This window comes from Brevundimonas aurantiaca, from assembly GCF_014199955.1.
In the GTDB taxonomy this organism is placed as follows: Bacteria; Pseudomonadota; Alphaproteobacteria; order Caulobacterales; family Caulobacteraceae; genus Brevundimonas; species Brevundimonas aurantiaca.
In genome coordinates this window covers 26,621-48,249 of sequence record NZ_JACHOQ010000009.1, presented here as the reverse complement: position 1 = coordinate 48,249, position 21,629 = coordinate 26,621, and the positions used below count along the sequence as shown (strand labels likewise).

Sequence of the window (21,629 nt, the reverse complement as noted above, 5' to 3'; positions counted from 1 at the left end):
CTCAGGGTCACGCCGCCTCGGACTCGCCCGCCAGGGGGGCCAGCCGATAGCCCAGACCCCGAACCGTCTCGATCCGGTCCGAGCCGATCTTCTTGCGCAGTCGGCCGATGAAGACCTCGATGGTGTTGGAATCCCGGTCGAAGTCCTGGTCGTACAGATGTTCGACCAGTTCGGTGCGGCTGATCACCCGGCCCTGATGCATCATCATATAGTGCAGCAGCCGGTACTCCAGCGAGGTCAGGCGCAGCGGCTCGCCGTTGACGTTGGCGCGGGCCGCGCGCGGGTCCAGCCGCAGGCCGCCGCACGACAGGGTGGCCGAGGCGATGCCGGCCGAGCGGCGCAGCAGGGCCCGCAGCCGCGCCAGCAGCTCTTCGGTATGGAAGGGTTTGGTCAGATAGTCGTCGGCCCCGGCGTCGAAGCCCGAGACCTTGTCCGACCAGGCGCCGCGCGCCGTCAGGATCAGGACCGGCGTGGCCTTGCCCTCGCGCCGCCAGCGCTCCAGCACCGACACCCCGTCGATCTTGGGCAGGCCCAGGTCCAGAACGATGACGTCATAGGGTTCGGTGTCGCCCAGGAACCAGGCCTCCTCGCCGTCGGCGGCGTGATCCACCGCATAGCCGGCGTCGGCCAGGGCGCCCTTCAGCTGCCGCGACAGATCGGCGTCGTCTTCGACCAGCAGGACACGCATCTTCAGTCTTCTCCCATCACGCGGCCCGAACGGGCGTCGACGCGAATATCCGCCACCCGGCCGCCGGGATATTCCCAGCGCACCACCACTGTGTCGCCGCGCGGGCTGACGCCCAGCATCCGGCCCTCGCGACCGGCGCCGACCCGGCGCACCACGGCCCCCAGGTCGGCGCGGGGCGCGTCCATGGCCCGGCTGTCGCGCGGGGGCGGACCCCGACGGTCCTGGGCGGCCTCGCGATCCTGATCCCGCGACGCCTCGCGCGACTGGGCCGAGACCTGGGTCGCGGGAACCAGGGTCGCAGGGACCAGGGCCAGGACGGCGGCGATGAGGAGGGCGCGGGTGCGGGTCATGGGGCGGTTCTAGGCGGACGGCTCTGAACAGCCGCTGAACAAGGGTGTCGGAAAGGGGCCAGACTGATGAAAATCCCCGTCAACCGCCCTTACACCAAAGACGGCCCGCGCCAAAGACGGCGGAGTGCGCCCCGTTCGCTCGTTTGACGGGGGCGAACGACGGGGGCGAACAGATGAACGGCGCCTGAAACGCGCCGTTCAGATCGGGCTCAGGCGGGGCGTGGTCTCTTGGCTTCATCGGCGCTCCCCCTCGGAGCGTCCCCAACGCAAGGATTGATCCGATGCTGAACAAGAAAGCCCTCATCCCCGCCCTGGTCCTGGCCGCTGCGGCCTCGGCTGCCCTGCCCGCCGCCGCCCAATCCTACGGCCCTCATGGTCGTCCGCATCACGCCCAGCCCGCCGGCTACGGCTACGGCCCCTCGGTCAACGTCCGCATCGACCAACTCGACCGCCGCATCGACCAGGGCCTGCGCACCGGCCAGCTGAGCCGCCGCGAAGCCGGCCGTCTGCGCGCCGAACTCAACAGCGTCCAGCGTCTGGAAGCCGGCTACCGCCGGGGCGGCCTCAGCGGTTGGGAGCGCGCCGATCTGGACCGCCGCCTGGATCGCCTGGCGGCCCAGGTCCGCTATGAGCGCCGCGACTGGGACAATCGTCGCGGCTGATCGCCCTCTCCCGGCCTGAAAACCAAGACGCCCGGTCCCTGCGGACCGGGCGTCTTTCCTTGTGGGCCTACAGTTTGATGAAGGGCTGCATCAGCTTGCCCAGCCAGCCGTCCAGCTGGATCTGGCCGTCCAGGGCCACGACGCACAGGCAGGGGTCGGGCGAGACCACGCGCGGCTGGTGCAGCACCTCGCCGTCCGCCTCTTCGAAATCGCCCGGCTCGAACAGCGCCGTCTCGGTGGCGTAGGCGCCGTGGATGACGCAGGTCAGCTCGATCCCGCCGTGGGTGTGTTTGGGCGTCTCCCGCCCCGGCCCGATCTCCAGCAGGATGACGCGGCAATCGCCGTCGCGCGGCGCATGGACGTCGCGGGCGCGCATGCCCGGTCCCAGCCAGCGCCACGGCCCCAAGGCGTAGCGGCGCAACGGCTCGGGCAGGCCGGCCATGTCATTCAGCGGCGTGGAGGCCAGAACCTCTCCGGCGTCGGTCTCGGCGCGCGCCATCACCCGCGCCAGGGCGTCCTCGGCCAGGGCCTGAGGCTCCAGCTCGTCCAGCAGACGGCCGCCTACGGCCTGAAGCGTCCTGACCCAGGCCTCGTTCTGGGGCCGCATCGCCAGATGGGCGGCGACCACCACCGCCTCGGGCGGGCTCAGGGTCCCGGCCGCATAGGCCAACAGCCGCTCTTCGGAGGGATTGTGCACGCCGGTCACGCCGCCCCTCCCTGTTCGTCGTCCAGCAGGGTTCTCAGCTTGATCATGGCCTTGCGAATACGCGACTTCACCGTGCCCAGGGGCAGTTCCAGCCGCCGGGCGATTTCCGAATGGGGGTTGTCCTGAAAGAAGGCCAGGCGCAGCACCTCGATCTGATCGGGCGAAAGCCGCGCCATGGCGGCCTTCAGCCGGGCGGCGTTTTCGGCGGCCAGAACGACCGTGTCGGGCTGTTCCGGCTCGTCCTGAACCAGGTCGATCTCGGGCAGGGGCAGACGCCGCGCGTCCTGGCGCAGCACGTCCAGCCGCCGGTTGCGGGCGATGGTGAAGATCCAGGTCGCGGCATGGGCCTTGGTGCGGTCGAACAGCTCGGCCTTGCGCCAGACGGTCAGCATGGCGTCCTGGGCGAAGTCCTCGGCCGCTCCGGCCGTGGCCCCCGCCTTCATCAGATAGGCCTTCAGCCGCGGGGCGAAATGGTCGAACAGGCGCGCGAAGGCGTCCCGATCGCGTCGCATCGCCACCGCCTCGATCAGGCGGTCGAAATCATCGCCCGCCGGGATCACGGGCGTCCGAATCGGCCGAAGGATGGAAATCTGCTCATGCATCGACCCTAATACGGTTCAGGTCGAAGTCTGGATCATTTCGTGATCCGCTGCAGAGCGGGCGGCGTATCGTCGCAAACATCCGCCCTTCTGGAAACCCAATGCCCCCTTCAGCCGCCGTACAGACTGGTCCCCGCCTGCGGATCGCCGTCGTGGGCTCCGGCGTCTCGGCCCTGTCCTGCGCCTGGCTGCTGTCGGGCCGTCACGACGTGACCCTTTATGAGCGCGAGGATCGGCTGGGGGGCCATTCGAACACGGTCGACGTCCGTTCGGCGGAGGGCGAGACGGCGGTGGACACCGGCTTCATCGTCTTCAACGACGCCACCTATCCGAACCTGATCGCCCTGTTCGCCCATCTGGGGCTGAAGACCCAGGCCACCGACATGTCCTTCGCCGTCTCCCTGGATCAGGGACGGTTCGAATATGCGGCGCCCGGCCTGTTCGCCCAGCGCCGCAACATGCTGCGCCCGCGCTTCTGGTCCATGCTGAGCGAGATTCTGCGCTTCTATCGCTCGGCGCCGGAAGGGCTGGCGGCCCTGGCTGACAGCGACGTGACCCTGGGCGACTATCTGAAGCGCGAGGGTTTCAGCGAAGCCTTCCGCGACGATCACCTCCTGCCCATGGCCGCCGCCATCTGGTCGTCTCCGGCCCATACGCTGCTGGACTATCCGGCCGAGTCCTTCCTGAGGTTCTGCGGCAATCACGGCCTGCTGAAACTGGTCGGCCGGCCGCTTTGGCGCACCGTGGTCGGGGGCAGCCGGGTCTATGTCCAGGCGCTGGCGCGCCAGATTGCGGCCAACCAGATCGCGGCCGGCCCGGCCGCCGCCGGCCGCGGCGGCGAGGGGTCGCGTCTGGGCCGGGCCGTGACCCAGGTCCGACGGGTCGAGGGCGGGGTTCTGGTTCAGGACGCGACCGGGGCGACCGAACGGTTCGACCATGTCGTCATCGGCGCCCACGCAGACCAGGCCCTGGCCATGCTGGCCCAGCCGACGGCGCGCGAACGCGAGCTGCTGGGCGCCTTCCGCTACAGCCGCAACCTGACCATATTGCACACCGACCCCGGCCTGATGCCTCGCCGCCGCCGGGCCTGGGCGTCGTGGAACTATATCGGGGCCGACGACGGCCTTTGCGTCACCTATTGGATGAACCGGCTTCAGGGCCTGCCGGGCCAGGATCTGTTCGTCACCCTGAACCCGCCGCGCCCCCCGGCGGCCGGGACGCTGCTGCGCAGCGAACTGTACGAACATCCGATCTTCGACCCGGCCGCCGTCCGGGCGCAAAAAGACCTGTGGAGCCTGCAAGGTCACGGCGGCGTCTGGTTCTGCGGGGCCCATTTCGGCGCCGGCTTCCATGAGGACGGGCTTCAGTCGGGTCTCGCCGTCGCCGAACAGCTGGGCGGGGTGCGCCGCCCCTGGACGGTCGAGAATGAGAGCGGTCGCATCCATCTGACCTCTGGCGCCGCCTCCCTGGCGCGCGTCGCGTGACGGGGGCCTCGGCCCTCTATGTCGGCGGGGTCTTTCACACCCGTCTGAGGCCCCGGCGGCACCGGCTGAAATACCGCGTCTTCTGGCTGATGCTGGACCTGGACGAGATCGACGTCCTGCACCGCCGGCTCAAGACCTTTTCGCGCGGCCGGTTCAACCTGATGGGCTTTTACGACCGCGACCACGGCGACGGCTCGGGCGCCCCGCTTCGCGCCCAGATCGTCGCCCGCCTGGCCGAGGCGGGGATCGACGTCGGTTCCGGCGCGATCCGCCTCCTGACCATGCCCCGCGTGCTGGGCTTCGTCTTCAACCCGATCAGCCTCTACTACTGCCACCGGCCCGACGGGCGGCTGGCGGCCATGGTCTATGAGGTCACCAGCACCTTCGGCGAGCGCCGGTCCTATGTCCTGCCGGTCCCTGCGGCCGAGGCCGACGACGACCGGTTCCGCCAGCAGGCCGACAAACGCCTCTATGTCTCGCCCTTCATGGGGATGGAGATGGACTATGTCTTCCGGGGCCGCCCGCCCGGCGAGACCCTGAGCCTGGCGATCGACGGCCGCGACGCCCAGGGCCTGTTGATCGCCACCGCCATGACCGGCCGCCGTCACCCCCTGACCGACCGCGCCCTGGTGGCCGCCGCCCTGTCCATGCCGCTTCTGACGCTGAAGGTCGTCGCCGCCATCCATTGGGAGGCGCTGAAACTGTGGCTGAAGCGCACCCCCCTGACCCGCAAGCCGGCGCCCGAGCCGGGGGTTCTGGTGCTTTAGAGCCTGATCGGTTGAAGTGGAATCGCTTCGCGATTCCGCTGAAGCCGTGAATCAGGCTCCAGATTAAAGCGAGAGCATGATTCACGCTTCTGTCGGAACCGCGAAGCGGTTCCGACAGAAACGATCATGCTCTAGCGCGGACGGTTGATGATCAGACGCGCTTTGACGCCACTGCTCCGGGCTCATAGGGGGCGGGCTGGGCCTTGGGCTTGACGTCGCCGACGACGGTCCTGGCCTTGTCCGACAGGTCCAGTTTCGAACTGGGCGTCTCGCCGAACAGCTGAAGCACCAGGGCGGTCCAGGACGGCGCGGAGGTGTCGGCCATCATCCACAGCTTCTCCACCTCGGCGTACTTGGGATCGGCCTTGACCGCCGGGTCCGTCTTGGCCTTCGCCATGAAGTCCTGAACCTTGGACAGGGCCTCCATATTCTTCTTCCAGCTGTCGAGGTCGGCGTACTGCCGAGAGCCGTCATGATTGACAGGGCTCAAGACCCAATCAAATAGAAGCTGCTGGTCTTCGGGAGAGTAGGATTCGATATACTTCACCTCATCAGCACCATGCAGATCCAAGGCGATCATCTCATTTCTCGCCCCATCTATTTTCTTCTTGAACTCGCTATTCATCATGGTCGCAAAGATCGGATTCGTATCCGCGCCGGAAGACCCCATGAACTCTCCGTCCAAGAACATTCGGTGCGTTTCCTTATAGGCCGCGCTCTTCGCCTTATCGCTTGTGGCGCCGCTCTCGTCCGCGACGATCGCCGCCAGAGTGCGCAGCTTTTCCAGGTTCTGCGCCAAATTCGGAGCGGCCTTGATCGCAGGCCGGGCGCCGGCGGCGGGGGTCGAGGCGGTATTGAGGGCGTCTGTCATCGGAGCGGCTCTTGATGTCGGAGGAAGGGATCAGACGCGCTTTGACGCCACTGCTCCGGGCTCATAGGGGGCGGGCTGGGCCTTGGGCTTGACGTCGCCGACGACGGTCCTGGCCTTGTCCGACAGGTCCAGTTTCGAACTGGGCGTCTCGCCGAACAGTTGCAGCACCAGGGCGGTCCAGGACGGCGCGGAGGTGTCGGCCATCATCCACAGCTTCTCCACCTCGGCGTACTTGGGATCGGCCTTGACCGCCGGGTCCGTCTTGGCCTTCGCCATGAAGTCCTGAACCTTGGACAGGGCCTCCATATTCTTCTTCCAGCTGTCGAGGTCGGCGTACTGCCGAGAGCCGTCTCCGTATGTGGGACTTAAAATGAAATCGAATATGATCTGCTGGTCTTCTGATGAGTATGAATTAACGAATTTCACCTCGTCCGCAGGACTGAGGTCTAAGTTCATCATTTCAGTTCTTATAGAATCTATTTTCTTTCTGAACTCGCCGTTGCTGATCTGAAGATATATCGGCGTCGTCTCCGTACCTGACCCCTTGAACTTTCCGTCGAGAAACATCCGGCGCTCCTCCAGAGCCGCCGCATGCTTGGCCTGTGTGGTGACGTTCCCGCTCTCATCCGTAATGATCGCGGCGAGGGTCCGCAGCCGCTCCATGTTCTGCGCGAGATTTGGCGCGGCGTCGGATTTGGGCGCGGCGGCCGAGGCCGCAGCCGAAGGCGGTTTGGGATTGAGGGCGTCGGTCATGGCGGGCTTCCCTGAAGGAGAAAGAGATCGCAGATTGCGATCTCTTCCCTTTTAAGACGTAAACCGATCAGAGACCGGAGACCTTGGCGTCGGCGTAGTATCGGCCGGTCGACGCATTGGTCGATGTGGGCTCGAAGGTGCAGACCGCCGTGGTGTTCTCGCCATAGGGGGTGGCGGTGAAACGGAACGACCACACGCCCTTGGACGACAGGATCATCGTGGTGGTGAAGATACAGCCCATCTTGTTCGGTCCGACATAGGTGAAACTGCCGGTGTGCACCGACCGGCCGTTGGTCTGGGTGACTTCGCCCATACCCGTTTGACCCGAGTCAATTGTGTCTTGGAACTTCGTGCGCGCAGCAAAGGTGTTGGCCTCAAGGCTCAACTTCACCCCCGTCTGATTATAGATAAAATACGTCCCCTGGCCCTGGGCCGAGGCGGCCCCGCGACGGCCGGCCGGCGATCAGGGCGGCGCCTGAAACAAGCAAACGACGCATGTGACGACATCCCCATTGCAGACGGATCAGCTCCGTCGGCCAAGTAAAGACACAACCTGGGGGATTCTAAAAGCTCAGATGTCGATGCAAAAACCCTTAGCACGCACAACCTACGGGCGCTTCAACTTAAAAAATTCTGAGTTGCGGTGCTAAATACTTTTCGGCCTGGGGGGCGCCGCCCGCACAGGGCGTGCCGGGCGCCTCACGACCGGCGGACGGCGCGTCGTGCAGAGGCGTCCGGGTCCAGGGGCGCGATCGGAGGATAGGCGGGAAACTGGAGCGGGCGATGGGAATCGAACCCACGACATTCAGCTTGGGAAGCTGACGTTCTACCTCTGAACTACGCCCGCGCGCCTGTTTCCATAGACGGGGCGGTGGCGGGGCTCAAGGGCTTGGGGCAGTATGGGCGCGCAGGGGAGCGCTAGAGCATGAACCAGGGTGACGGACAGGGGCCGCAGGGCCTGGCCTTCGGCTGTCTGGCGGCGGCCCTGACGGCCGCAGCGGCGGCGGCGGCGCTGTGGGTGGTCTTCGTCTGGGACGTCAACCAGGCCTGAGCGCCGCCGCCTGTCGCCCTATTCGACCGTTTCGACCGCCACGCCGCGCGATTGCAGGATGGACTGGACGCTGTCGTCGCCGGTCAGGTGGGCGGCGCCCACGGCGATGAAGGCGGTGCCGGAGCCTTGCAGCAGGGTCTGGATCTGATTGGCCCAGTCGGTGTTCCGGTCGACCAGCAGCACCTTGTACAGTTCCGGCGCATCGGTCTTCATTTCTTCGACCACGATGCGGTCCAGAGCCTGGACGTCGCCCTTGGCCCAGGCCTCGACCATGGAGTCGAGCATCTCCACCGCCTCGTCGAAGTCCTTCAGGGTTTCGCGCAGGAACTCCAGCTGGACGTCGTCCGGCAGGGTGGCCAGCATGCCGACCTGTTTCTCCAGGGTCTCGAAGCCGTGCAGGCGCTTGCCGGCGGCCTGGGCGCGGGCCTTCAGGGCCAGTTCGACGCCCGACTGAGGATCATAACCTGCCTTGACCAGAGGCGCGACCGAGAGGGACAGGGCGGCCAGCCAGGGTTTCAGCGGATCTAGCTGAGCGGCCGAAGCGCCGATGGTCTTGGCGGCGACGTCCAGCTGGGCCACTTCTTCCGGCGTCAGACGGCTGGACAGGGGCGTCTGGGGCGACAGGCCGTACTGCTGGATCAGGGGCATCATGGCCGCCTGGTCTTCCGGATTGGTGATCTCGAACCAGATGTCCGAGGCGCTGTCGAAGGCGGCGTTGACGCGGGGGCTGGCCCAGCCGGTGGTCGGGCGCAGCACATGGACCGAGCCGAACAGATACAGGGTTGAGTCCGCGTCCTTGATCACCCACAGGGCCGGGCCCTGCCCCTGGATGGCGGGCGCGGCGGCCGGGGCGGCGGGCGCCGGGGCGGCCTGGGCCAGAACCTGGGTCGGGGCGCCGGCGATGGCGAAGACCAGGGCCAGTCCGGCGGCGACGCCGACGGCGCCCTGGGCCAGGTTGGAGACGGAGGATTTGAGACGTTTGGCGAGGGTCATGGGTGTTTCCTTCGGTTGAGAGTTTTCAGTGGAGGCCGCGCCGCATCGAGGCGACGGTGGAGGCCAGGAGGTAGATCGTCATCAGCACGCCCATCATGCCCCAGGCGGAGACCCCTCCGGTCAGGCCCAGGCGCTCGGCCGCCGCATAGAGGAACAAGGCCATCTGCGAGGCCCAGAAGGCCAGGGCGCTGGTCTCCACCATCACCCGCCGCAGCATCTCGTCGGCCCGGCGCCACAGCATCAGATTGGCGACGGACTGGACGACAGAGAGAACCACCAGGCCGACGAAGACAAGGTCGGGCGAAGCCAGATGAACGCCCCAGATCGGCGCGATCATCAGAACCCCGGCGATCAGCATGACGACTGCCTGAAGCCAGCCACAGCCGGGCGGGACTGTGGTCGAGCGCACGGCGGCCATGCCGGCCATGATCGCCCCGGTCGCCAGCAGCATGGCGGCGATGACCAGGCCCAGGGCGTCGTCCCAGCGCAGGTCTTCGACCTCCATTCGGCCCCCGACCAGATAGCCGACGCCCGCCCCGGCCAGGCCGAGGAACAACAGGCCGCCGATACGCACCGGCCAGGACATTTTCGGATCTTCAACGCTCGACATGGTCAGTCCTCCGAGAAGATGGATTCGATGGGTTGTTCGAAGATGCGGGCGATCTTGAAGGCCAGCGGCAAGGACGGGTCATAGCGACCGGTCTCCAGCGCATTGACCGTCTGACGCGACACGCCCAGCAGTTCGGCCAGATGGGCCTGGGACCAGTCGCGCTCGGCCCGCAGCACCTTGAGGCGGTTGTTCATGGTTCAGCTCCTCACCGCCGCGCCAGCCACCACCAGCCCCAGACGACGCCGTAGCCGATCAGCATCAGGGCCATCAGACCCACGGCGCCGGTGGCGGCATAGGCGGCGGGGTCGGTGCGCCCGTCAAACCAGGCAGGAAGGGTCAGCCGCGCCGCCGACGGGGTGGAGGCCAGGATGATGAAGACCCCGCCCACCGCCAGACCGCCCGAACCGCCGTAGAACCAGGCGGCCTTGTGCGCCTCGCGCGCGGCCTCGTCGATGCGGACCATCCAGGCGACGCCCAGCCACAGGGACAGGGCCATCATCAGAACCGCCATCGTCGCGACCACGGCCAGTAGGGCGGCGTCCTTCTGGACCAGACCGCGCTCCGAGGCCAGGACGGCCGCCGCAGCGCCGATCACGACCAGCACCATGATCGCCAGAATCCCCGCGAGGGACAGGGCGAGGATTTTCCAGAGGCCTTTGGCCATGACAATCTCCCTTGTCGTTATGACAAGGATACTTGTCTCACCAGAGCGAGCGACATGTCAAGCCCCCTTGTCAAAGAGACAAGGTCAGTTGTCTGACGGCCCCGTCAGCTCCGGCCGAGTGATCAGGCGCGGCTGGGTTTCGACCTGGGCCAGGGCGGGGATTTCCTTGCCCTCGTGGTCGACCTGCAGATCCTCGAACCGGCGGGCGGAGACCATGACCTGGCTCTCCAGCGAACCGACGAACTGGTTGTATTTACCCACCGCCTGATCCAGCGCCCGACCGACCGCCGAGGCGTGGCCGCCCATGACCGACAGCCGCTTGTAGAGTTCGCGGCCCAGGGCCGCGACCTTGTCGGCGTTGGCCGCCTGTTCCTCGGCGCGCCAGCCGTAAGCCACGGCCTTGCACAGGGCGAACAGGGTAGAGGGGGTGGCGATGACGACCCGCGATTCCATCGCGTCCGACAGCAGGTTCGGCGCATGGTCGAGCGCGGTGGACAGGAAGCTGTCGCCCGGCACGAACAGGACGACGAAATCGGGGCTGGGCTTGAACTGGTCCTGATAGGCCTTGGACGACAGCTGGCGCACATGGGTCTTCAGGCTGGCGGCGATGCGCAGGCCGACCGACCGGGCGCGCGCCTCCTCGTCCCCCTCCTCCTCGTCGAAGGCCAGGGGCACCTTGGCGTCGATGACGAACAGGCCGCCGCCGGGCAGACGCACCAGGAAGTCTGGCCGGTTCTGGCGCCCCTCGTCGTCGGCGCTGGAGGTCTGTTCGGTGAAGTCGAACCGGCCGGCCATGCCTGCGGCCTCCAGCACATTGCGGCAGGTCTGTTCGCCCCAGCGGCCGCGCCGCCCGGTGTTGCCGCGCAGGGCCTCGGTCAGTTTGCGCGCCTCGTCCCGCGTGGCCGACGAGGCGGCCATCAGCTGGGTCAGCTGCTCCTTCAGGCCGCCGGTCTCCTCGGCCCGGGCCTTTTCCAGCGCCGCCACATGTTCCTGAAACTTCGTCAGGGTATCGGCCACCGGCTTCAGCTGGGCCGCCATCCGCTCGCGCGCAAGCTGGTCCTGGGCGCGGAAGGTCTCGGTAGCGCGGCTGACCATCTGGTCGGCCACCGCCTGGGCCGACTGGGCCGCCTGGGCCTTCAGCAGCTCGCCCATGGTGACGCGGCTCTCCTCGACCAGGTCGATCCGCGCCTGGGCCGCCGCCAGATCCCCCCGCGCCCTCTGCCAGCCCATAAAGGCCCACAGAAAACCGCCGCCCAGAGCGACGGCGACGACGGCGAGGATCAGCACGAGCGTGTTCATGCTCCGTTCCTAGCCGGAGTCGCCGCGCGGCGAAAGACGCGCGAGGTCTAGGCCGGCCGCCTGGCCCGCAGCGCTTGAACAATGGTGCCGTCGTCCAGCCAGTCAAGTTCGCCGCCCACCGGCACGCCGCGCGCCAGGGAGGTGACCTGGACGTCCGGGCCGGCGATCCGCTCGGCGACATAATGGGCGGTGGTCTGGCCGTCGACCGTGGCGGGCAGGGCCAGGACGACCTCGCGCACGGCGCCGCCCTTCACACGGCCGACCAGTTCGGCGATGCGCAGATGTTCGGGGCCGACGCCGTCCAGAGCGGACAACAGCCCCCCCAGCAAATGATATTTGCCGCGAAAGGCGCCGGACCGCTCCATGGCCCACAGGGCGCCGGCCTCCTCGACCACGCAGATCAGGCCGTTGTCGCGGGCCCCGTCCGAACAGACGGCGCAGGGGTCGCGCGTATCGGGCGCGCCGCAGACCGAGCAGGAGACCACCTTGTCGGCCGTCTCGGCCAGAGACGCCGCCAGCGGCACGAGCAGCTGCTCGCGCCGCTTCAGCAGGGCCAGGGCCGCGCGCCGGGCCGAGCGCGGCCCCAGGCCCGGAAGCTTGGCGAGAAGGGAGATGAGCCGCTCGATCTCGGGCCCGGCGGAGGCGGCCATCAGAACAGTTTCGGCATTCCGGGAATATTCATCCCGGCCATGGGACCGGCGGCCTCGCGCATCAGGGCGGCGTTCACCTCGTCCAGCTTGCGCTTGGCGTCGGCATGGGCGGCCACGATCAGATCGGCCAGGATCTCGCCCTCGCCGGGGGTCAAGAGGCTGTCGTCGATCTTGATCGCCGTGATCTCGCCCGCGCCCTTCAGGGCCACGCTCACCAGCCCGCCGCCGGAGGAGCCCTCGGCGGTGGTTTCGGCCATCTTGGCCTGGGCGTCCTGCAGCTTTTGCTGCATCGCCTGGGCCTGCTGCATCAGTTGGGTCAGGTCTTTCATCCTGCCTAGATAGGACGAAGCCGCGTCTTGCGACAGGGGGGCGGCGCACGGTTGGAAACGATGGATTGCCGGATTTGCACTTGCGACAGTTGCGGAATGGGCTAAATTAGCACCAGACTTTGTTGCTTTTGCAGATCAGGACGCCCTCCCATGGCCTATGACGCTCTCTCCCCCCGCGACCTCCCTCTGTCGGACGCCGCCCTGGCGCAACTCTTCACCGAGGCGCGCACCCGCAACGCCTGGAGCGACCGGCCGGTCGCGCCCGAGCTGCTGAAGAAACTATACGACCTGACCAAGTTCGGCCCTACGGCCGTCAACGCCGGCCCGGCCCGCTTCGTCTTCGTCACCTCGCCCGAGGCCAAGGCCCGGCTGATCCCGCTGATGAGCGAGGGCAATCGCGCCAAGACCCAGCAGGCGCCGGTCAATCTGATCCTGGCTCAGGACCTCGACTTCCACGACCATCTGCCGACCCTGTTTCCCCATGCTCCGGGCGCGCGCGACTGGTTCGCCGACGAGGCCGGACGGCGCGAGACCGCCTTCCGCAACGCCTCGCTCCAGGGCGGCTATCTGACCATCGCGGCCCGGGCCCTGGGTCTGGACGTCGGCCCCATGTCGGGCTTCGACGCCGCGGGGGTGAAGGCCGAATTCTTCCCCGACAGCCATGTCGAACCCAACTACATTCTGAACCTGGGTTACGGCACGGACGAGAACCTGTTCCCCCGCTCGCCGCGCCTGACCTTCGACCAGGCGGCGCAGATTCTGTCAACCCTGCCCCACGTCAAAAAAAGGGGCGGCCTTCGCAGGCCGCCCCTTCTTCTTTTGTCTGCGCCTGACCCTCAGTGGACCGTCGGCACACTGGTCACGGCGGGCTTTTCGACCGGGATTTCGATCTCGGTCCCGTCCGACACCGGCGTCACCGGCACCGAGACCGAAGGCCCGGCGTTGGGGAAGTTGTTCTCGTCGCGGTTCGGCGCGACCCCCTTCTCCAGCAGGTCCTTGATCTCCTCGCCCGACAGGGTCTCGTACTCCAGCAGGGCCTGGGACAGTTTCTCGTGATGCTCGGCCTTTTCGGTCAGGATCTTGCGCGCCTCGTCCCAGCCCGAGGCGACCAGACGGCGGACCTCCTCGTCGATGGTGCGGGCCGTCTCTTCCGAGACGTTCTGGCTGCGCGCGACCGAATGGCCCAGGAAGACCTCCTCCTGGTTCTCGCCATAGGCCACCGTGCCCAACTTTTCGGAAAAGCCCCAGCGGGTGACCATCGCCCTTGCAAGCTTGGTCGCCTGTTCGATGTCGGACGAGGCGCCGGAAGTGATGTTCTCCTTGCCGAAGATCAGCTCTTCCGCCACCCGACCGCCGGCCATGATGGCGATCCGGTCGATCATCTGCTGGTACTTCATCGAATAGCGGTCGCCTTCCGGCAGCTGCATCACCATGCCCAGCGCCCGGCCGCGCGGCACGATGGTGGCCTTGTGCACGGGATCGGCCATCTTGACGTTCATGGCGACGATGGCGTGCCCGGCTTCGTGATAGGCGGTCAGGCGCTTTTCTTCCTCGTTCATCGCCATGGAGCGACGTTCCGAGCCCATCAGCACCTTGTCCTTGGCGTCTTCGAAGTCGCGGTGCGTGACCATGCGACGGTCCTTGCGGGCCGCCATCAGGGCCGCCTCATTGACCAGGTTCGCCAGATCGGCGCCCGAGAAGCCGGGCGTGCCGCGCGCGATGGTCTTGACGTTGACGTCGGCGGCCAGGGGCACGTCCTTCATATGCACGCGCAGAATACGCTCGCGCCCCGAGACGTCGGGGTTGGGCACCACCACCTGACGGTCGAAACGGCCGGGACGCAGCAGGGCCGGGTCCAACACGTCGGGACGGTTGGTGGCGGCGATCAGGATGATGTTCTCGGAGGCTTCAAAGCCGTCCATCTCGACCAGCAGCTGGTTCAGCGTCTGTTCGCGCTCGTCATTGCCGCCGCCCAGGCCGGCGCCGCGATGGCGACCGACGGCGTCGATCTCATCGATGAAGATGATGCAGGGGGCGTTCTTCTTGGCCTGTTCGAACATGTCGCGAACCCGCGACGCGCCGACGCCGACGAACATCTCGACGAAGTCAGAGCCCGAGATGGAGAAGAAGGGCACGCCCGCCTCACCCGCGACCGCACGGGCCAGAAGCGTCTTGCCGGTGCCGGGAGGGCCGACCAGCAGGGCGCCCTTGGGAATCTTGCCGCCCAGGCGCTGGAACTTGCCGGGATCTTTCAGGAATTCGACCACCTCGGTCAGTTCTTCCTTGGCCTCGTCCACGCCGGCGACGTCGTCGAAGGTCTTGCGGCCCTTGTGCTCGGTCAGCAGCTTGGCCTTGGATTTGCCGAAGCCCATGGCCCCGCGCGCCCCGCCCTGCATCTGGCGCATGAAGAAGATCCAGACCCCGACCAGCAGGGCGATGGGCAGGATGCCCATCAACAGGCTCATCCAGATCGACTGGCGCGTGGTCTTGGCGTCGACGTTGACGCCGTTGGCCAGCATGGAGTTGACCAGTTGCTCGTTCGGATAGGGGGTGGTGGCGGAGAAGCGGCCGTCGTTCTTATAGACGCCGGTCACCTGGTCGCCGCGCACGGTGGCTTCCTTGATGTCGCCGGCCTCGACCCGCTGCACCAGCTGGGAATAGGTGATGGTCTCGGGCCGGCCGGCGCCGGGGCCGCCCTGGGCCGCCATGCCGGTCATGGCGCCGCCCTGCGACACCGCCGCATAGACCGCCAGCAGGGCCAGGATGATGACGCCCGTGATCGCCAGATTACGCAGGTTCATTGAGGTCCTCGGTCGTCCGCCGGCGCCCTCTGGCCCGACGGCTGGATTGTCAGTCTCGGAAAATAGGCGCTTCCGCCGCGTTACGCCATGGCGGCGCGATCAGATCGTCCTCATGCGTCGTTTCGCCCAGCGCCAGTCTGAGCCGTTCGGGCGCCAGATCGCGTCGCCGCACGGCCGGGCTTGCAAGAACCGGCCCGATCCCGTCCGGCCGGAGCAGCACAGGCTGCGCCCCCCGCGCCGCAGGCGGCAGCCGCCCCAGGGCCGCCCGATCCGACGCGGGCAGTTGCGCCAGACGCCCCCGCGCGGCGCCCACGCGCCAGCCCGGCGCCAGGGCCTCAAAGGAGAACCGGCCGTCCCAGACCGTCTCCGCCCCTGGGACCAGGGCCAGGTCGGCCCGCGCCGTCCGCGCCAGTTCTCCGGCTTCGCGCATCATCAGGACCGTCCGCCTCTCGGCCTCGACCCGCGTCCCGCACAGGACGACGGCGAAATCCTCGCCCGCGCGCAATCGCCTGATCAGCCGCTCCAGCCTTTCGCCCCGCGGCGGCGTCGATCCGCCCCCGATACAGACCAGGGCCGTCGCCAGGGCGCGGGCGTCGATGTCGCGCCTCGTCTGGGCCAAACCCTCCGCCGAAAAACGCACGCCCGCAGCCGCCTCGGCCCTGATCGCCGGCGCGGGCTCGGGCGGAGGGACCGCATCCTGCAAGGACGGCTCGGCCAGCCTCCGCCGCGCCCGGCTGCGGCCGAAACGGGGATCGGCGTTGGCGGGGTCTTCGATCCAGTCGGCGCCCTGATCTCTCAGCCAGGCCCGCAGGGTCTCGCGCCGTTCGCCCAGCAGGGGCCGCAGCAGCATCAGCCCCCGCCCCTCGGGCCAGGCCGGCGAGGGCGCCCATTCGCGCACCCGCCCCAGGGTCGAACCCTCGGCCCGCATCAGATCGGCCTCGGCTGCGTCGTCGGCCGTGTGGGCCATCAGCACGACCCGCGCCCCGGCGGCCCGCGCGGCCTCGGCGATCAGCCGGTGCCGGGCGCCCCGCGCCGCCGCCGTCAGGCCCGCAACAGGCTTGTCCCCGGTCCAGACCAGACCCCGCCAGGCGCAGCCCGCAGCCTGGGCCGCCTCGCCCGCGAACCGGGTCCAGGCGGGGCTGTCGGGGTTCAGTCCGTGATCCACCGTCAGGGCCAGAACCGGCCGGCCCCGCTTCTGGGCCCAGGCCGCCGTCATCCGCATCAGGGCGATGGAATCCCCGCCCCCGGACAGGGCCAGGGCGACGGGTCGGTCGTCATCGACCGTCAACCGATCATCCAGCCGCGCAAACAGCCGGGACTGAAGCCCCCCAGTCCGGCCGCCCGGCGCGACCGTCAGCTGCACCCGCCGGCGGTCTTCATCTGGGCGGCGCGGGCTTTCTGCGGGTCAGAGGCCGAGGGGGCGTAGCGGCGTGTGAACTCCGCCAGGGCCGCACAACCCTGCGTCTTGCGGTCGGTGGCGAACAGGGCGTCGGCCAGTTTCAGCGTCGTATCGGCCGCCCAGCCGATGCGCGGCCAGTCCTTCAGGGCCGCCGCGTAGAAGGCCACGGCCCCCGCCTTGTCATTGGCCGAGACGCGGATGTCGCCCAGGCGGGAGTTGGCCTCGCGCGCCTGGGGGGTGTCGGGCCAGGTCACGACCACCGTCTCCAGCGCCCGCGCGCCGCGCGCCCGGTCCTCGCCCATCAGCCGCACGGCCGCCGCCAGGTCCTGCCCGGCGTCGCCGGTCGGGGAATTGGCCTCGATCGGGGCGTTCAGCTCGGCCGCCCGCTCCAGCTTCTCGATCCGGCCCTCGGCGTCCACGATCCGGGTTCTCAGCGTCGCATTGTCGCGCTGGGCCTCGTCCAGCTGGAAGGTCAGCCGTTCGTTGTCGCCGTTGATCCGGCGCACCGTGGCCTCCAGGTCCTCCAGCCTCTGGCTCAACAGGCCGAACTGCCCCTGAAGGGTGACCACCTCGGGGTCGGGCTCGACCAGCACCGGCTGACCGGCGGCGTTCCTCTGGGTCAGGGCGCGTTCCAGCCGACGCACATTGCGGTCCAGCTGGTCCAGCCGGCGTTTGTCCCATTCGATGGGCTGCATGATGTTGGGCGCGGCCTGCTGGGCGACGGCGACGCCGCCCCCGGCCAGAACCAGGCCGACGGCCGTCAGGGCCAGGAGACGGGGGAAGGACAGCTTGATCATGGCTTCTAGCTTTCACCGATTTGGGGCCGCCGCAAGGCGGACCTAATGACCCAGACCCAGATAGACGATGGCCGTGACGAACAGGCCGATGACGATGTTGCAGAAGAACAGCAGGGCCGCCGTCCGCCACAGGGCCGAAAAGATCGACAGACCATAGGCGCCCTTCAACTGGGCGAACATATGCGCCGGTATGACCGCCAGCCCGATCAGGCCGACGAAGCCGCCCAGGACGCCGTTGATCGTCCCGGCCAGGACCATGACCATCAGCAGCAGGGCCATGAAGGTCAGGGAATACAGGATGAAGACGCCGTGGTCGTACAGGGTGAAGCCCCGTTTCCACAGGAACAGCAGGGCCACGAACGGCAAGGAGAAGGGCACCAGCAGGAAGGCGAACTTATAGAGGGTCTGCTGCAGCTTATAGAGGGCCAGGTCCGGGTTCTGGAGCTTCTTCAGCAGCACGGCGCCCAGGCCGTGGCCCTTGACCTTGCCGTCGGCGGCCAAGTCCTTGACCTGGGCCTGCCAGGTGCCGGGGGCCAGGCCGTCGGACCGGCCGTCGCGCAGCTCGGTCTCCAGCCGGTTCAGCGACTGGCGGCGGTTCTCCACCACCCCCTCGGCGGTCTTCAGGGTCTGGGCGGCGATCGGACTGTCGTTCACTTCGGGTTCGGCGCGCAGTTCGGCGACGGTCTTTTCCGCCTCGACCAGACCCAGCCGCTGTTCGGCGACCTCGGCCTGGAGACGGGCGGTGCGTTCCGCCTCACCCTCATGCGCCCCCGGCTGGGGCATGAAGCTGAGGGCGAAGAACATGATGAAGAGGGTGCACAGAAAGATCGCCAGGGGCGAGACATAGCGGGTGCGTTTGCCCTGAACCCATTCGCGCGTGAGACGGCCGGGGTTCAAGGCCAACAGCGGCAGGGTGCGCCAGACCCGGGCGTCGAAATGCATGACTCCGTGCAGCAGCTCCTCGCCCAGATGCAGCAAGGTGCGGTGGACATGGGTCGGCTGGCCGCAGTGGGCGCAGAAGTTTCCGCTGGTCTCGGCCCCGCAGTCCGAACAGACGCCGTGGCCGGCCTCGCCCGCCTGGCCCGCCGGTTTCTCGATCGCCCCCGCGATCAGCCCGCCGGTGATGGCCCCGCCGGCTCCTTCGATATCCACGCCCTTGATCCCCCGTCGTCTTGCGAAGGCCACCTTGCGGAGGGCGGGCGGAAAAGAAAAGAGGCGCCGGCCTTCGCCGACGCCTCTCCGGTCTCGATTTCGGCTCTCGCCCCTTAGCGCGCGGCGCCCGAGACGATGGCGGTGTGGGCGTTGCGGTTGCGGGCCCAGGCCTCTTCGTTCGAGCCTTCGGCGATCGGGCGCTCCTTGCCGAAGCTGATGGTGTCGATCCGGCCGGCGGGCACGCCGCGATTGATCAGATAGGTGCGGACGGCCTCGGCGCGGCGGGCGCCCAGGGCCAGGTTGTATTCGCGGGTGCCGCGTTCGTCGGCGTTGCCCTCGATCCGCACCGTGACCGACGGATAGCGTTGCAGCCACTGGGCCTGGGCGTCCAGGCGCGGCATGGCCTCGGGCCGGACCTCATAGGAATCCAGGTCGAAATAGATCCGGTCGCCGACATTGACGACGAAGTCCTGTTCCGTGCCGGGGGCGGCGGCGCCCATATTGCCGCCGGACACCGGGCCGGTCGGGGCGGTCGGATAGGCCGGGCCGGTCGGGGCGGTCGTCGCGGGTTCGGTCGGCACGACGCCCTCGACCGGCTTGCGGGCGCAGGCGGCCATGGCGGCGACGGCGCAGCCGACCATGGCCACGGTCATGATGCGGGATTTTTTCATCGGGTCGTCTCCTGAAGGATTATGAGGACGGCGGCCTCAAGCTTGGCCTTAAGTTCTGCCCTTGGCGGATTTTGGGCGCCAGGGGCGATAACGCAGTGTTGAGCCGAATGGCTCCGTCTGACGGCGAACAGCGTCACGCGACGGCGCCCGACCTCAGGCTGGGCAGCTGTCGGGGCCCTGGCCGAAGCCCAGGTTCGACGGCGGCGCGTCCAGCAGCGGCGACCAGGCCGGGTCGGTGCCGCGGCCGTTGTAGCCCGCCTGGGCCACCACCCGGCCCGACAGGTCCACCGTCCACAACCGGGTGTCCCCGCCCCGCGTCTGGCGGGCGAACATCACATAGCGGCCGTTGGGCGCCCAGTTGGGGCCTTCTTCGAAATAGCTGGACGACAGGATGCGCTCGCCCGAGCCGTCAGAGTTCATCACCCCGGTGGAGAACCGGCCGCCCGACTGTTTGGTGAAGGCGATCAGGTCGCCGGTGGGGCTCCAGGACGGCGCCGTATAGACGCCGCCGCCGCGCGAGATCGGCCGCTGGCCCGAGCCGTCGGCCCGCATGACATAGAGGCGCGCCGTCCCCGACCGGTCCGAGTTGAACACGATCTGGCTGCCGTCCGGGCTGAAGGAGGGCGAGGTGTCGATGCCGGGGTCCGACGTCAGCCGCGACAGCTGGCGGCTGCGCAGGTCCATCACATAGATGTCGGTATTGCCGCCCCGGATGATCGAAAAGGCGATCTTGTTGCCGTCGTTGGAGAAGCGCGGCGCCAGCACCTGGCCGTCGAACTGACCCAGGCTTTCGCGCCGGCCCGTGGTCAGATTGTACAGATAGATCCGGCTGTAATCCTTGCCCAGCGCCACATAGGTGATCTCGTCCGGCTGGGAGGCCGAAAAGCGCGGCGACATGATCACCTCGTCGCCCTGGGTCAGATAGACGGGGTTGAACCCGTCCTGGTCGGCGATGGTCAGGCGGTTGATCCGGTTCAGCTGCGTCCCCTCTTCGGAGACGAAGATGACGCGGGAATCGAAGAAGCCGGCCTCGCCGGTCATCCGCTGATAGATGACGTCGGAAATCTTGTGCGCGATCCGGCGCCACTGCTCGGCCGTGGCGGTGAACTGATAGCTGACCAGCTGGCACTGACGGTACGGATCATAGAGGCGGAAGCCCACGTCCACCCGATTGTCGGCCCGCGGCGTCACCGCCCCATACAGCACCGCCTGGGCGCCGATCTGGGTCCACTGGGGGAAGTTGGGCGCATTGGCCAGGGTCAGGCCGGTCTCGATGAAGCCGGCCGGGTTCAGCGGTTCGAAGAAGCCCGACCGTTTCAGATTGCCGCTGATCACGCTGGAGATGTCGGCCCCATGATCGCCGCTGAAGGGCACTATGGCGATCTGGAGCGGGCGCAGCACCCCCTGGTCGATCTCGACCTCGACCGGCTGGCTCTGCTGGGGCGCGGCTGCGACGTTCTGGGCCTGGGCGGAAGAGACGGTCGTCGCCACGGCGGCGACCGAGGCCAGAAGGAGGTTCAGACGCATCAAATGCTCCCGTAAATCTCGAAAGATCGCCGACCTTATCGCCGGTTCGTATGACAATCGCCAGCTTCTCACGGCGAATGGGGCGACTTTGAGGAGGCGCGCCTCACATTGATGCGTGATGCGTGATGCATTATCTTCGGCGGCATGCGCACCACCCTCGCCATAGACGACGACGTGCTGAATGCGGCTCGCGCCCTTGCCGCCCACCAGGACCGCACGGTGGGTGAGGTGATGTCTGAACTCGCTCGTCAGGCGCTGCAAAAGCGTGAGAGCATGGTGCGCTTCCGCAACGGGGTTCCTCTTCTGCCCGATCGGCCTGGGCCCATGGTCACGCTGGAAGACGTCAACGCCCTGCGTGACGAGCTGCCTTGACCTATCTGTTGGACGTGAACGTGCTGATCGCCCTCGTCGATCCCCGCCACGTCTTTCACCATCCTGCCAATACCTGGTTCCAACGCGAAGCCGCTCCGTCCTGGGCCACCTGTCCGATAACCGAGAACGGTTTGGTCCGCATCGTCGGCAGCAGCCGCTATCGCAATCCGGTCGGCCCGCCTTCCGATGTCGTTCGGATTCTCGCTCTGCTGCGAGACATGGCTGGTCACGTCTTTTGGCCGGATGCCGTCAGCCTGGCCGACGAACGCCTGTTCGAGCCCTCGGCCCTGACCAAGCCGGAACAGATCACCGACGCCTATCTCCTGGCTCTGGCGGTCTCGAACGGGGGCCGGCTTGCGACCTTCGATCGCCGACTGTCCCCAGACGCCGTCAAAGGCGGACGATCGGCCCTTCACCTGATCACGGACACCTGA

The 21,629-nt window shown here is 67.7% G+C and carries 26 protein-coding genes, 1 tRNA gene and 1 pseudogene; 7 read left to right on the top strand and 21 right to left on the bottom strand.

All coding sequences use genetic code 11. The features are described from left to right. Positions 1–7: 7 nt before the first annotated feature. Both GGQ93_RS13780 and GGQ93_RS13775 read right to left on the bottom strand, forming a co-directional pair. The gene (locus GGQ93_RS13780; protein ID WP_054764739.1) at positions 8–688 is read right to left on the bottom strand and encodes a response regulator transcription factor; all 681 of its coding nucleotides are present in this window, start codon (positions 686–688) and stop codon (positions 8–10) included. Positions 689–690: 2 nt separating this feature from the next. Then, a complete protein-coding gene (locus tag GGQ93_RS13775; protein WP_054764738.1) occupies positions 691–1,038 on the bottom strand; it encodes a hypothetical protein in 348 nt (115 codons plus the stop codon). A 281-nt stretch (positions 1,039–1,319) separates the two neighbouring features. On the opposite strand from GGQ93_RS13775, the gene GGQ93_RS13770 reads away from it, so the two are divergent. Next, a complete protein-coding gene (locus GGQ93_RS13770; RefSeq protein ID WP_182714562.1) occupies positions 1,320–1,700 on the top strand; it encodes a hypothetical protein in 381 nt (126 codons plus the stop codon). Positions 1,701–1,767: 67 nt separating this feature from the next. Here GGQ93_RS13770 and chrR read toward each other — a convergent pair whose 3' ends face one another. Both chrR and GGQ93_RS13760 read right to left on the bottom strand, forming a co-directional pair. Next, the gene (gene chrR / locus GGQ93_RS13765) at positions 1,768–2,406 is read right to left on the bottom strand and encodes a cadmium/peroxide/UV radiation responsive anti-sigma factor ChrR (RefSeq protein ID WP_183217794.1); all 639 of its coding nucleotides are present in this window, start codon (positions 2,404–2,406) and stop codon (positions 1,768–1,770) included. After that, complete coding sequence (locus GGQ93_RS13760; RefSeq protein ID WP_182714564.1) at positions 2,403–3,008, bottom strand: sigma-70 family RNA polymerase sigma factor; 606 nt, start codon at positions 3,006–3,008, stop codon at positions 2,403–2,405. Before GGQ93_RS13760 ends, chrR begins: the two co-directional genes overlap by 4 nt. 98 nt (positions 3,009–3,106) lie before the next feature. Here GGQ93_RS13760 and GGQ93_RS13755 point away from each other — a divergent pair, with 98 nt between their 5' ends. Then, positions 3,107–4,489 carry an NAD(P)/FAD-dependent oxidoreductase gene (locus GGQ93_RS13755; RefSeq protein WP_183217792.1) on the top strand — a complete coding sequence of 461 codons (1,383 nt, stop codon included), beginning with the start codon at positions 3,107–3,109 and terminating at the stop codon, positions 4,487–4,489. After that, on the top strand, positions 4,486–5,256 hold the full coding sequence (locus GGQ93_RS13750; RefSeq protein ID WP_183217790.1) for a DUF1365 domain-containing protein: 771 nt from the start codon (positions 4,486–4,488) through the stop codon (positions 5,254–5,256). Before GGQ93_RS13755 ends, GGQ93_RS13750 begins: the two co-directional genes overlap by 4 nt. Positions 5,257–5,407: 151 nt before the next feature. Here the strand turns inward: GGQ93_RS13750 and GGQ93_RS13745 are convergent, their stop codons facing one another. The 4 genes from GGQ93_RS13745 to GGQ93_RS13730 form a co-directional block, all read right to left on the bottom strand. Beyond that, complete coding sequence (locus GGQ93_RS13745) at positions 5,408–6,127, bottom strand: hypothetical protein (RefSeq protein ID WP_183217789.1); 720 nt, start codon at positions 6,125–6,127, stop codon at positions 5,408–5,410. 30 nt (positions 6,128–6,157) lie between these two features. Beyond that, positions 6,158–6,880, bottom strand: a complete 723-nt coding sequence (locus GGQ93_RS13740) for a hypothetical protein (RefSeq protein WP_183217787.1) — start codon at positions 6,878–6,880, stop codon at positions 6,158–6,160. 67 nt (positions 6,881–6,947) lie between these two features. After that, positions 6,948–7,193 carry a hypothetical protein gene (locus GGQ93_RS13735; RefSeq protein WP_183217785.1) on the bottom strand — a complete coding sequence of 82 codons (246 nt, stop codon included), beginning with the start codon at positions 7,191–7,193 and terminating at the stop codon, positions 6,948–6,950. 459 nt (positions 7,194–7,652) lie between these two features. Continuing rightward, positions 7,653–7,727: transfer RNA gene (locus GGQ93_RS13730), tRNA-Gly, on the bottom strand. 78 nt (positions 7,728–7,805) lie between these two features. Between GGQ93_RS13730 and GGQ93_RS16325 the strand changes: the two genes are divergently transcribed. Next, positions 7,806–7,931 (top strand): hypothetical protein, encoded by a 126-nt coding sequence (locus tag GGQ93_RS16325; RefSeq protein WP_255478930.1) that lies wholly within the window; start codon positions 7,806–7,808, stop codon positions 7,929–7,931. An 18-nt stretch (positions 7,932–7,949) separates the two neighbouring features. On the opposite strand, the gene GGQ93_RS13725 is transcribed toward GGQ93_RS16325, so the two are convergent. The 7 genes from GGQ93_RS13725 to GGQ93_RS13695 form a co-directional block, all read right to left on the bottom strand. Beyond that, complete coding sequence (locus GGQ93_RS13725; protein WP_183217783.1) at positions 7,950–8,924, bottom strand: TraB/GumN family protein; 975 nt, start codon at positions 8,922–8,924, stop codon at positions 7,950–7,952. 25 nt (positions 8,925–8,949) lie between these two features. Beyond that, a complete protein-coding gene (locus GGQ93_RS13720; protein WP_183217781.1) occupies positions 8,950–9,534 on the bottom strand; it encodes a hypothetical protein in 585 nt (194 codons plus the stop codon). A gap of 2 nt (positions 9,535–9,536) precedes the next feature. Then, on the bottom strand, positions 9,537–9,728 hold the full coding sequence (locus GGQ93_RS13715) for a helix-turn-helix transcriptional regulator (protein WP_152949505.1): 192 nt from the start codon (positions 9,726–9,728) through the stop codon (positions 9,537–9,539). Between the two features lie 11 nt (positions 9,729–9,739). Continuing rightward, on the bottom strand, positions 9,740–10,198 hold the full coding sequence (locus tag GGQ93_RS13710; RefSeq protein WP_183217779.1) for a hypothetical protein: 459 nt from the start codon (positions 10,196–10,198) through the stop codon (positions 9,740–9,742). An 84-nt stretch (positions 10,199–10,282) separates the two neighbouring features. Beyond that, on the bottom strand, positions 10,283–11,497 hold the full coding sequence (locus GGQ93_RS13705) for a DNA recombination protein RmuC (RefSeq protein ID WP_183217777.1): 1,215 nt from the start codon (positions 11,495–11,497) through the stop codon (positions 10,283–10,285). A 47-nt stretch (positions 11,498–11,544) separates the two neighbouring features. After that, complete coding sequence (gene recR / locus GGQ93_RS13700) at positions 11,545–12,147, bottom strand: recombination mediator RecR (protein ID WP_183217775.1); 603 nt, start codon at positions 12,145–12,147, stop codon at positions 11,545–11,547. Further along, complete coding sequence (locus GGQ93_RS13695; protein WP_054764724.1) at positions 12,147–12,476, bottom strand: YbaB/EbfC family nucleoid-associated protein; 330 nt, start codon at positions 12,474–12,476, stop codon at positions 12,147–12,149. The genes recR and GGQ93_RS13695 overlap by 1 nt, the downstream gene beginning before the upstream one ends. Positions 12,477–12,626: 150 nt before the next feature. Between GGQ93_RS13695 and GGQ93_RS13690 the strand changes: the two are divergent. Beyond that, positions 12,627–13,238: pseudogene (locus GGQ93_RS13690) on the top strand (malonic semialdehyde reductase); the annotation flags it as partial. A gap of 74 nt (positions 13,239–13,312) precedes the next feature. Here the strand turns inward: GGQ93_RS13690 and ftsH are convergent. The 6 genes from ftsH to tolB all read right to left on the bottom strand — a co-directional run bounded on the left by ftsH (position 13,313) and on the right by tolB (position 20,823). Then, a complete protein-coding gene (gene ftsH / locus GGQ93_RS13685) occupies positions 13,313–15,277 on the bottom strand; it encodes an ATP-dependent zinc metalloprotease FtsH (RefSeq protein ID WP_054764722.1) in 1,965 nt (654 codons plus the stop codon). A 49-nt stretch (positions 15,278–15,326) separates the two neighbouring features. Further along, positions 15,327–16,640 (bottom strand): tRNA lysidine(34) synthetase TilS, encoded by a 1,314-nt coding sequence (gene tilS, locus GGQ93_RS13680; protein ID WP_183217773.1) that lies wholly within the window; start codon positions 16,638–16,640, stop codon positions 15,327–15,329. Continuing rightward, positions 16,631–17,473 (bottom strand): tol-pal system YbgF family protein, encoded by an 843-nt coding sequence (locus GGQ93_RS13675; RefSeq protein ID WP_183217771.1) that lies wholly within the window; start codon positions 17,471–17,473, stop codon positions 16,631–16,633. The genes tilS and GGQ93_RS13675 overlap by 10 nt, the downstream gene beginning before the upstream one ends. A 42-nt stretch (positions 17,474–17,515) precedes the next feature. Then, positions 17,516–18,625, bottom strand: a complete 1,110-nt coding sequence (locus tag GGQ93_RS13670; RefSeq protein WP_183217769.1) for a DUF3667 domain-containing protein — start codon at positions 18,623–18,625, stop codon at positions 17,516–17,518. Between the two features lie 113 nt (positions 18,626–18,738). Then, the gene (pal, locus tag GGQ93_RS13665; RefSeq protein WP_152949499.1) at positions 18,739–19,296 is read right to left on the bottom strand and encodes a peptidoglycan-associated lipoprotein Pal; all 558 of its coding nucleotides are present in this window, start codon (positions 19,294–19,296) and stop codon (positions 18,739–18,741) included. Between the two features lie 153 nt (positions 19,297–19,449). Then, entirely contained in the window at positions 19,450–20,823 is a 1,374-nt protein-coding gene (gene tolB, locus GGQ93_RS13660) for a Tol-Pal system beta propeller repeat protein TolB (RefSeq protein ID WP_152949498.1), read from the bottom strand. Positions 20,824–20,967: 144 nt separating this feature from the next. Between tolB and GGQ93_RS13655 the strand changes: the two genes are divergently transcribed. Both GGQ93_RS13655 and GGQ93_RS13650 read left to right on the top strand, forming a co-directional pair. Then, positions 20,968–21,195 (top strand): CopG family transcriptional regulator, encoded by a 228-nt coding sequence (locus GGQ93_RS13655; protein ID WP_183217767.1) that lies wholly within the window; start codon positions 20,968–20,970, stop codon positions 21,193–21,195. Continuing rightward, entirely contained in the window at positions 21,192–21,629 is a 438-nt protein-coding gene (locus GGQ93_RS13650) for a TA system VapC family ribonuclease toxin (protein WP_054764716.1), read from the top strand. The genes GGQ93_RS13655 and GGQ93_RS13650 overlap by 4 nt, the downstream gene beginning before the upstream one ends.

Bases quoted from the DNA above. Each gene is read 5' to 3' on its own strand.
- tolB (WP_152949498.1), bottom strand. From the start codon at position 20,823: ATGCGTCTGAACCTCCTTCTGGCCTCGGTCGCCGCCGTGGCGACGACC.
- GGQ93_RS13770 (WP_182714562.1), top strand. From the start codon at position 1,320: ATGCTGAACAAGAAAGCCCTCATCCCCGCCCTGGTCCTGGCCGCTGCG.
- GGQ93_RS13675 (WP_183217771.1), bottom strand. From the start codon at position 17,473: ATGATCAAGCTGTCCTTCCCCCGTCTCCTGGCCCTGACGGCCGTCGGC.
- GGQ93_RS13740 (WP_183217787.1), bottom strand. From the start codon at position 6,880: ATGACCGACGCCCTCAATCCCAAACCGCCTTCGGCTGCGGCCTCGGCC.
- GGQ93_RS13745 (WP_183217789.1), bottom strand. From the start codon at position 6,127: ATGACAGACGCCCTCAATACCGCCTCGACCCCCGCCGCCGGCGCCCGG.
- GGQ93_RS13775 (WP_054764738.1), bottom strand. From the start codon at position 1,038: ATGACCCGCACCCGCGCCCTCCTCATCGCCGCCGTCCTGGCCCTGGTC.
- GGQ93_RS13710 (WP_183217779.1), bottom strand. From the start codon at position 10,198: ATGGCCAAAGGCCTCTGGAAAATCCTCGCCCTGTCCCTCGCGGGGATT.
- GGQ93_RS13755 (WP_183217792.1), top strand. From the start codon at position 3,107: ATGCCCCCTTCAGCCGCCGTACAGACTGGTCCCCGCCTGCGGATCGCC.
- GGQ93_RS13760 (WP_182714564.1), bottom strand. From the start codon at position 3,008: ATGCATGAGCAGATTTCCATCCTTCGGCCGATTCGGACGCCCGTGATC.
- GGQ93_RS13735 (WP_183217785.1), bottom strand. From the start codon at position 7,193: ATGGGCGAAGTCACCCAGACCAACGGCCGGTCGGTGCACACCGGCAGT.
- GGQ93_RS13725 (WP_183217783.1), bottom strand. From the start codon at position 8,924: ATGACCCTCGCCAAACGTCTCAAATCCTCCGTCTCCAACCTGGCCCAG.
- GGQ93_RS13705 (WP_183217777.1), bottom strand. From the start codon at position 11,497: ATGAACACGCTCGTGCTGATCCTCGCCGTCGTCGCCGTCGCTCTGGGC.
- GGQ93_RS13655 (WP_183217767.1), top strand. From the start codon at position 20,968: ATGCGCACCACCCTCGCCATAGACGACGACGTGCTGAATGCGGCTCGC.
- GGQ93_RS13780 (WP_054764739.1), bottom strand. From the start codon at position 688: ATGCGTGTCCTGCTGGTCGAAGACGACGCCGATCTGTCGCGGCAGCTG.
- ftsH (WP_054764722.1), bottom strand. From the start codon at position 15,277: ATGAACCTGCGTAATCTGGCGATCACGGGCGTCATCATCCTGGCCCTG.
- GGQ93_RS16325 (WP_255478930.1), top strand. From the start codon at position 7,806: ATGAACCAGGGTGACGGACAGGGGCCGCAGGGCCTGGCCTTCGGCTGT.
- recR (WP_183217775.1), bottom strand. From the start codon at position 12,147: ATGGCCGCCTCCGCCGGGCCCGAGATCGAGCGGCTCATCTCCCTTCTC.
- GGQ93_RS13720 (WP_183217781.1), bottom strand. From the start codon at position 9,534: ATGTCGAGCGTTGAAGATCCGAAAATGTCCTGGCCGGTGCGTATCGGC.
- GGQ93_RS13715 (WP_152949505.1), bottom strand. From the start codon at position 9,728: ATGAACAACCGCCTCAAGGTGCTGCGGGCCGAGCGCGACTGGTCCCAG.
- GGQ93_RS13695 (WP_054764724.1), bottom strand. From the start codon at position 12,476: ATGAAAGACCTGACCCAACTGATGCAGCAGGCCCAGGCGATGCAGCAA.
- pal (WP_152949499.1), bottom strand. From the start codon at position 19,296: ATGAAAAAATCCCGCATCATGACCGTGGCCATGGTCGGCTGCGCCGTC.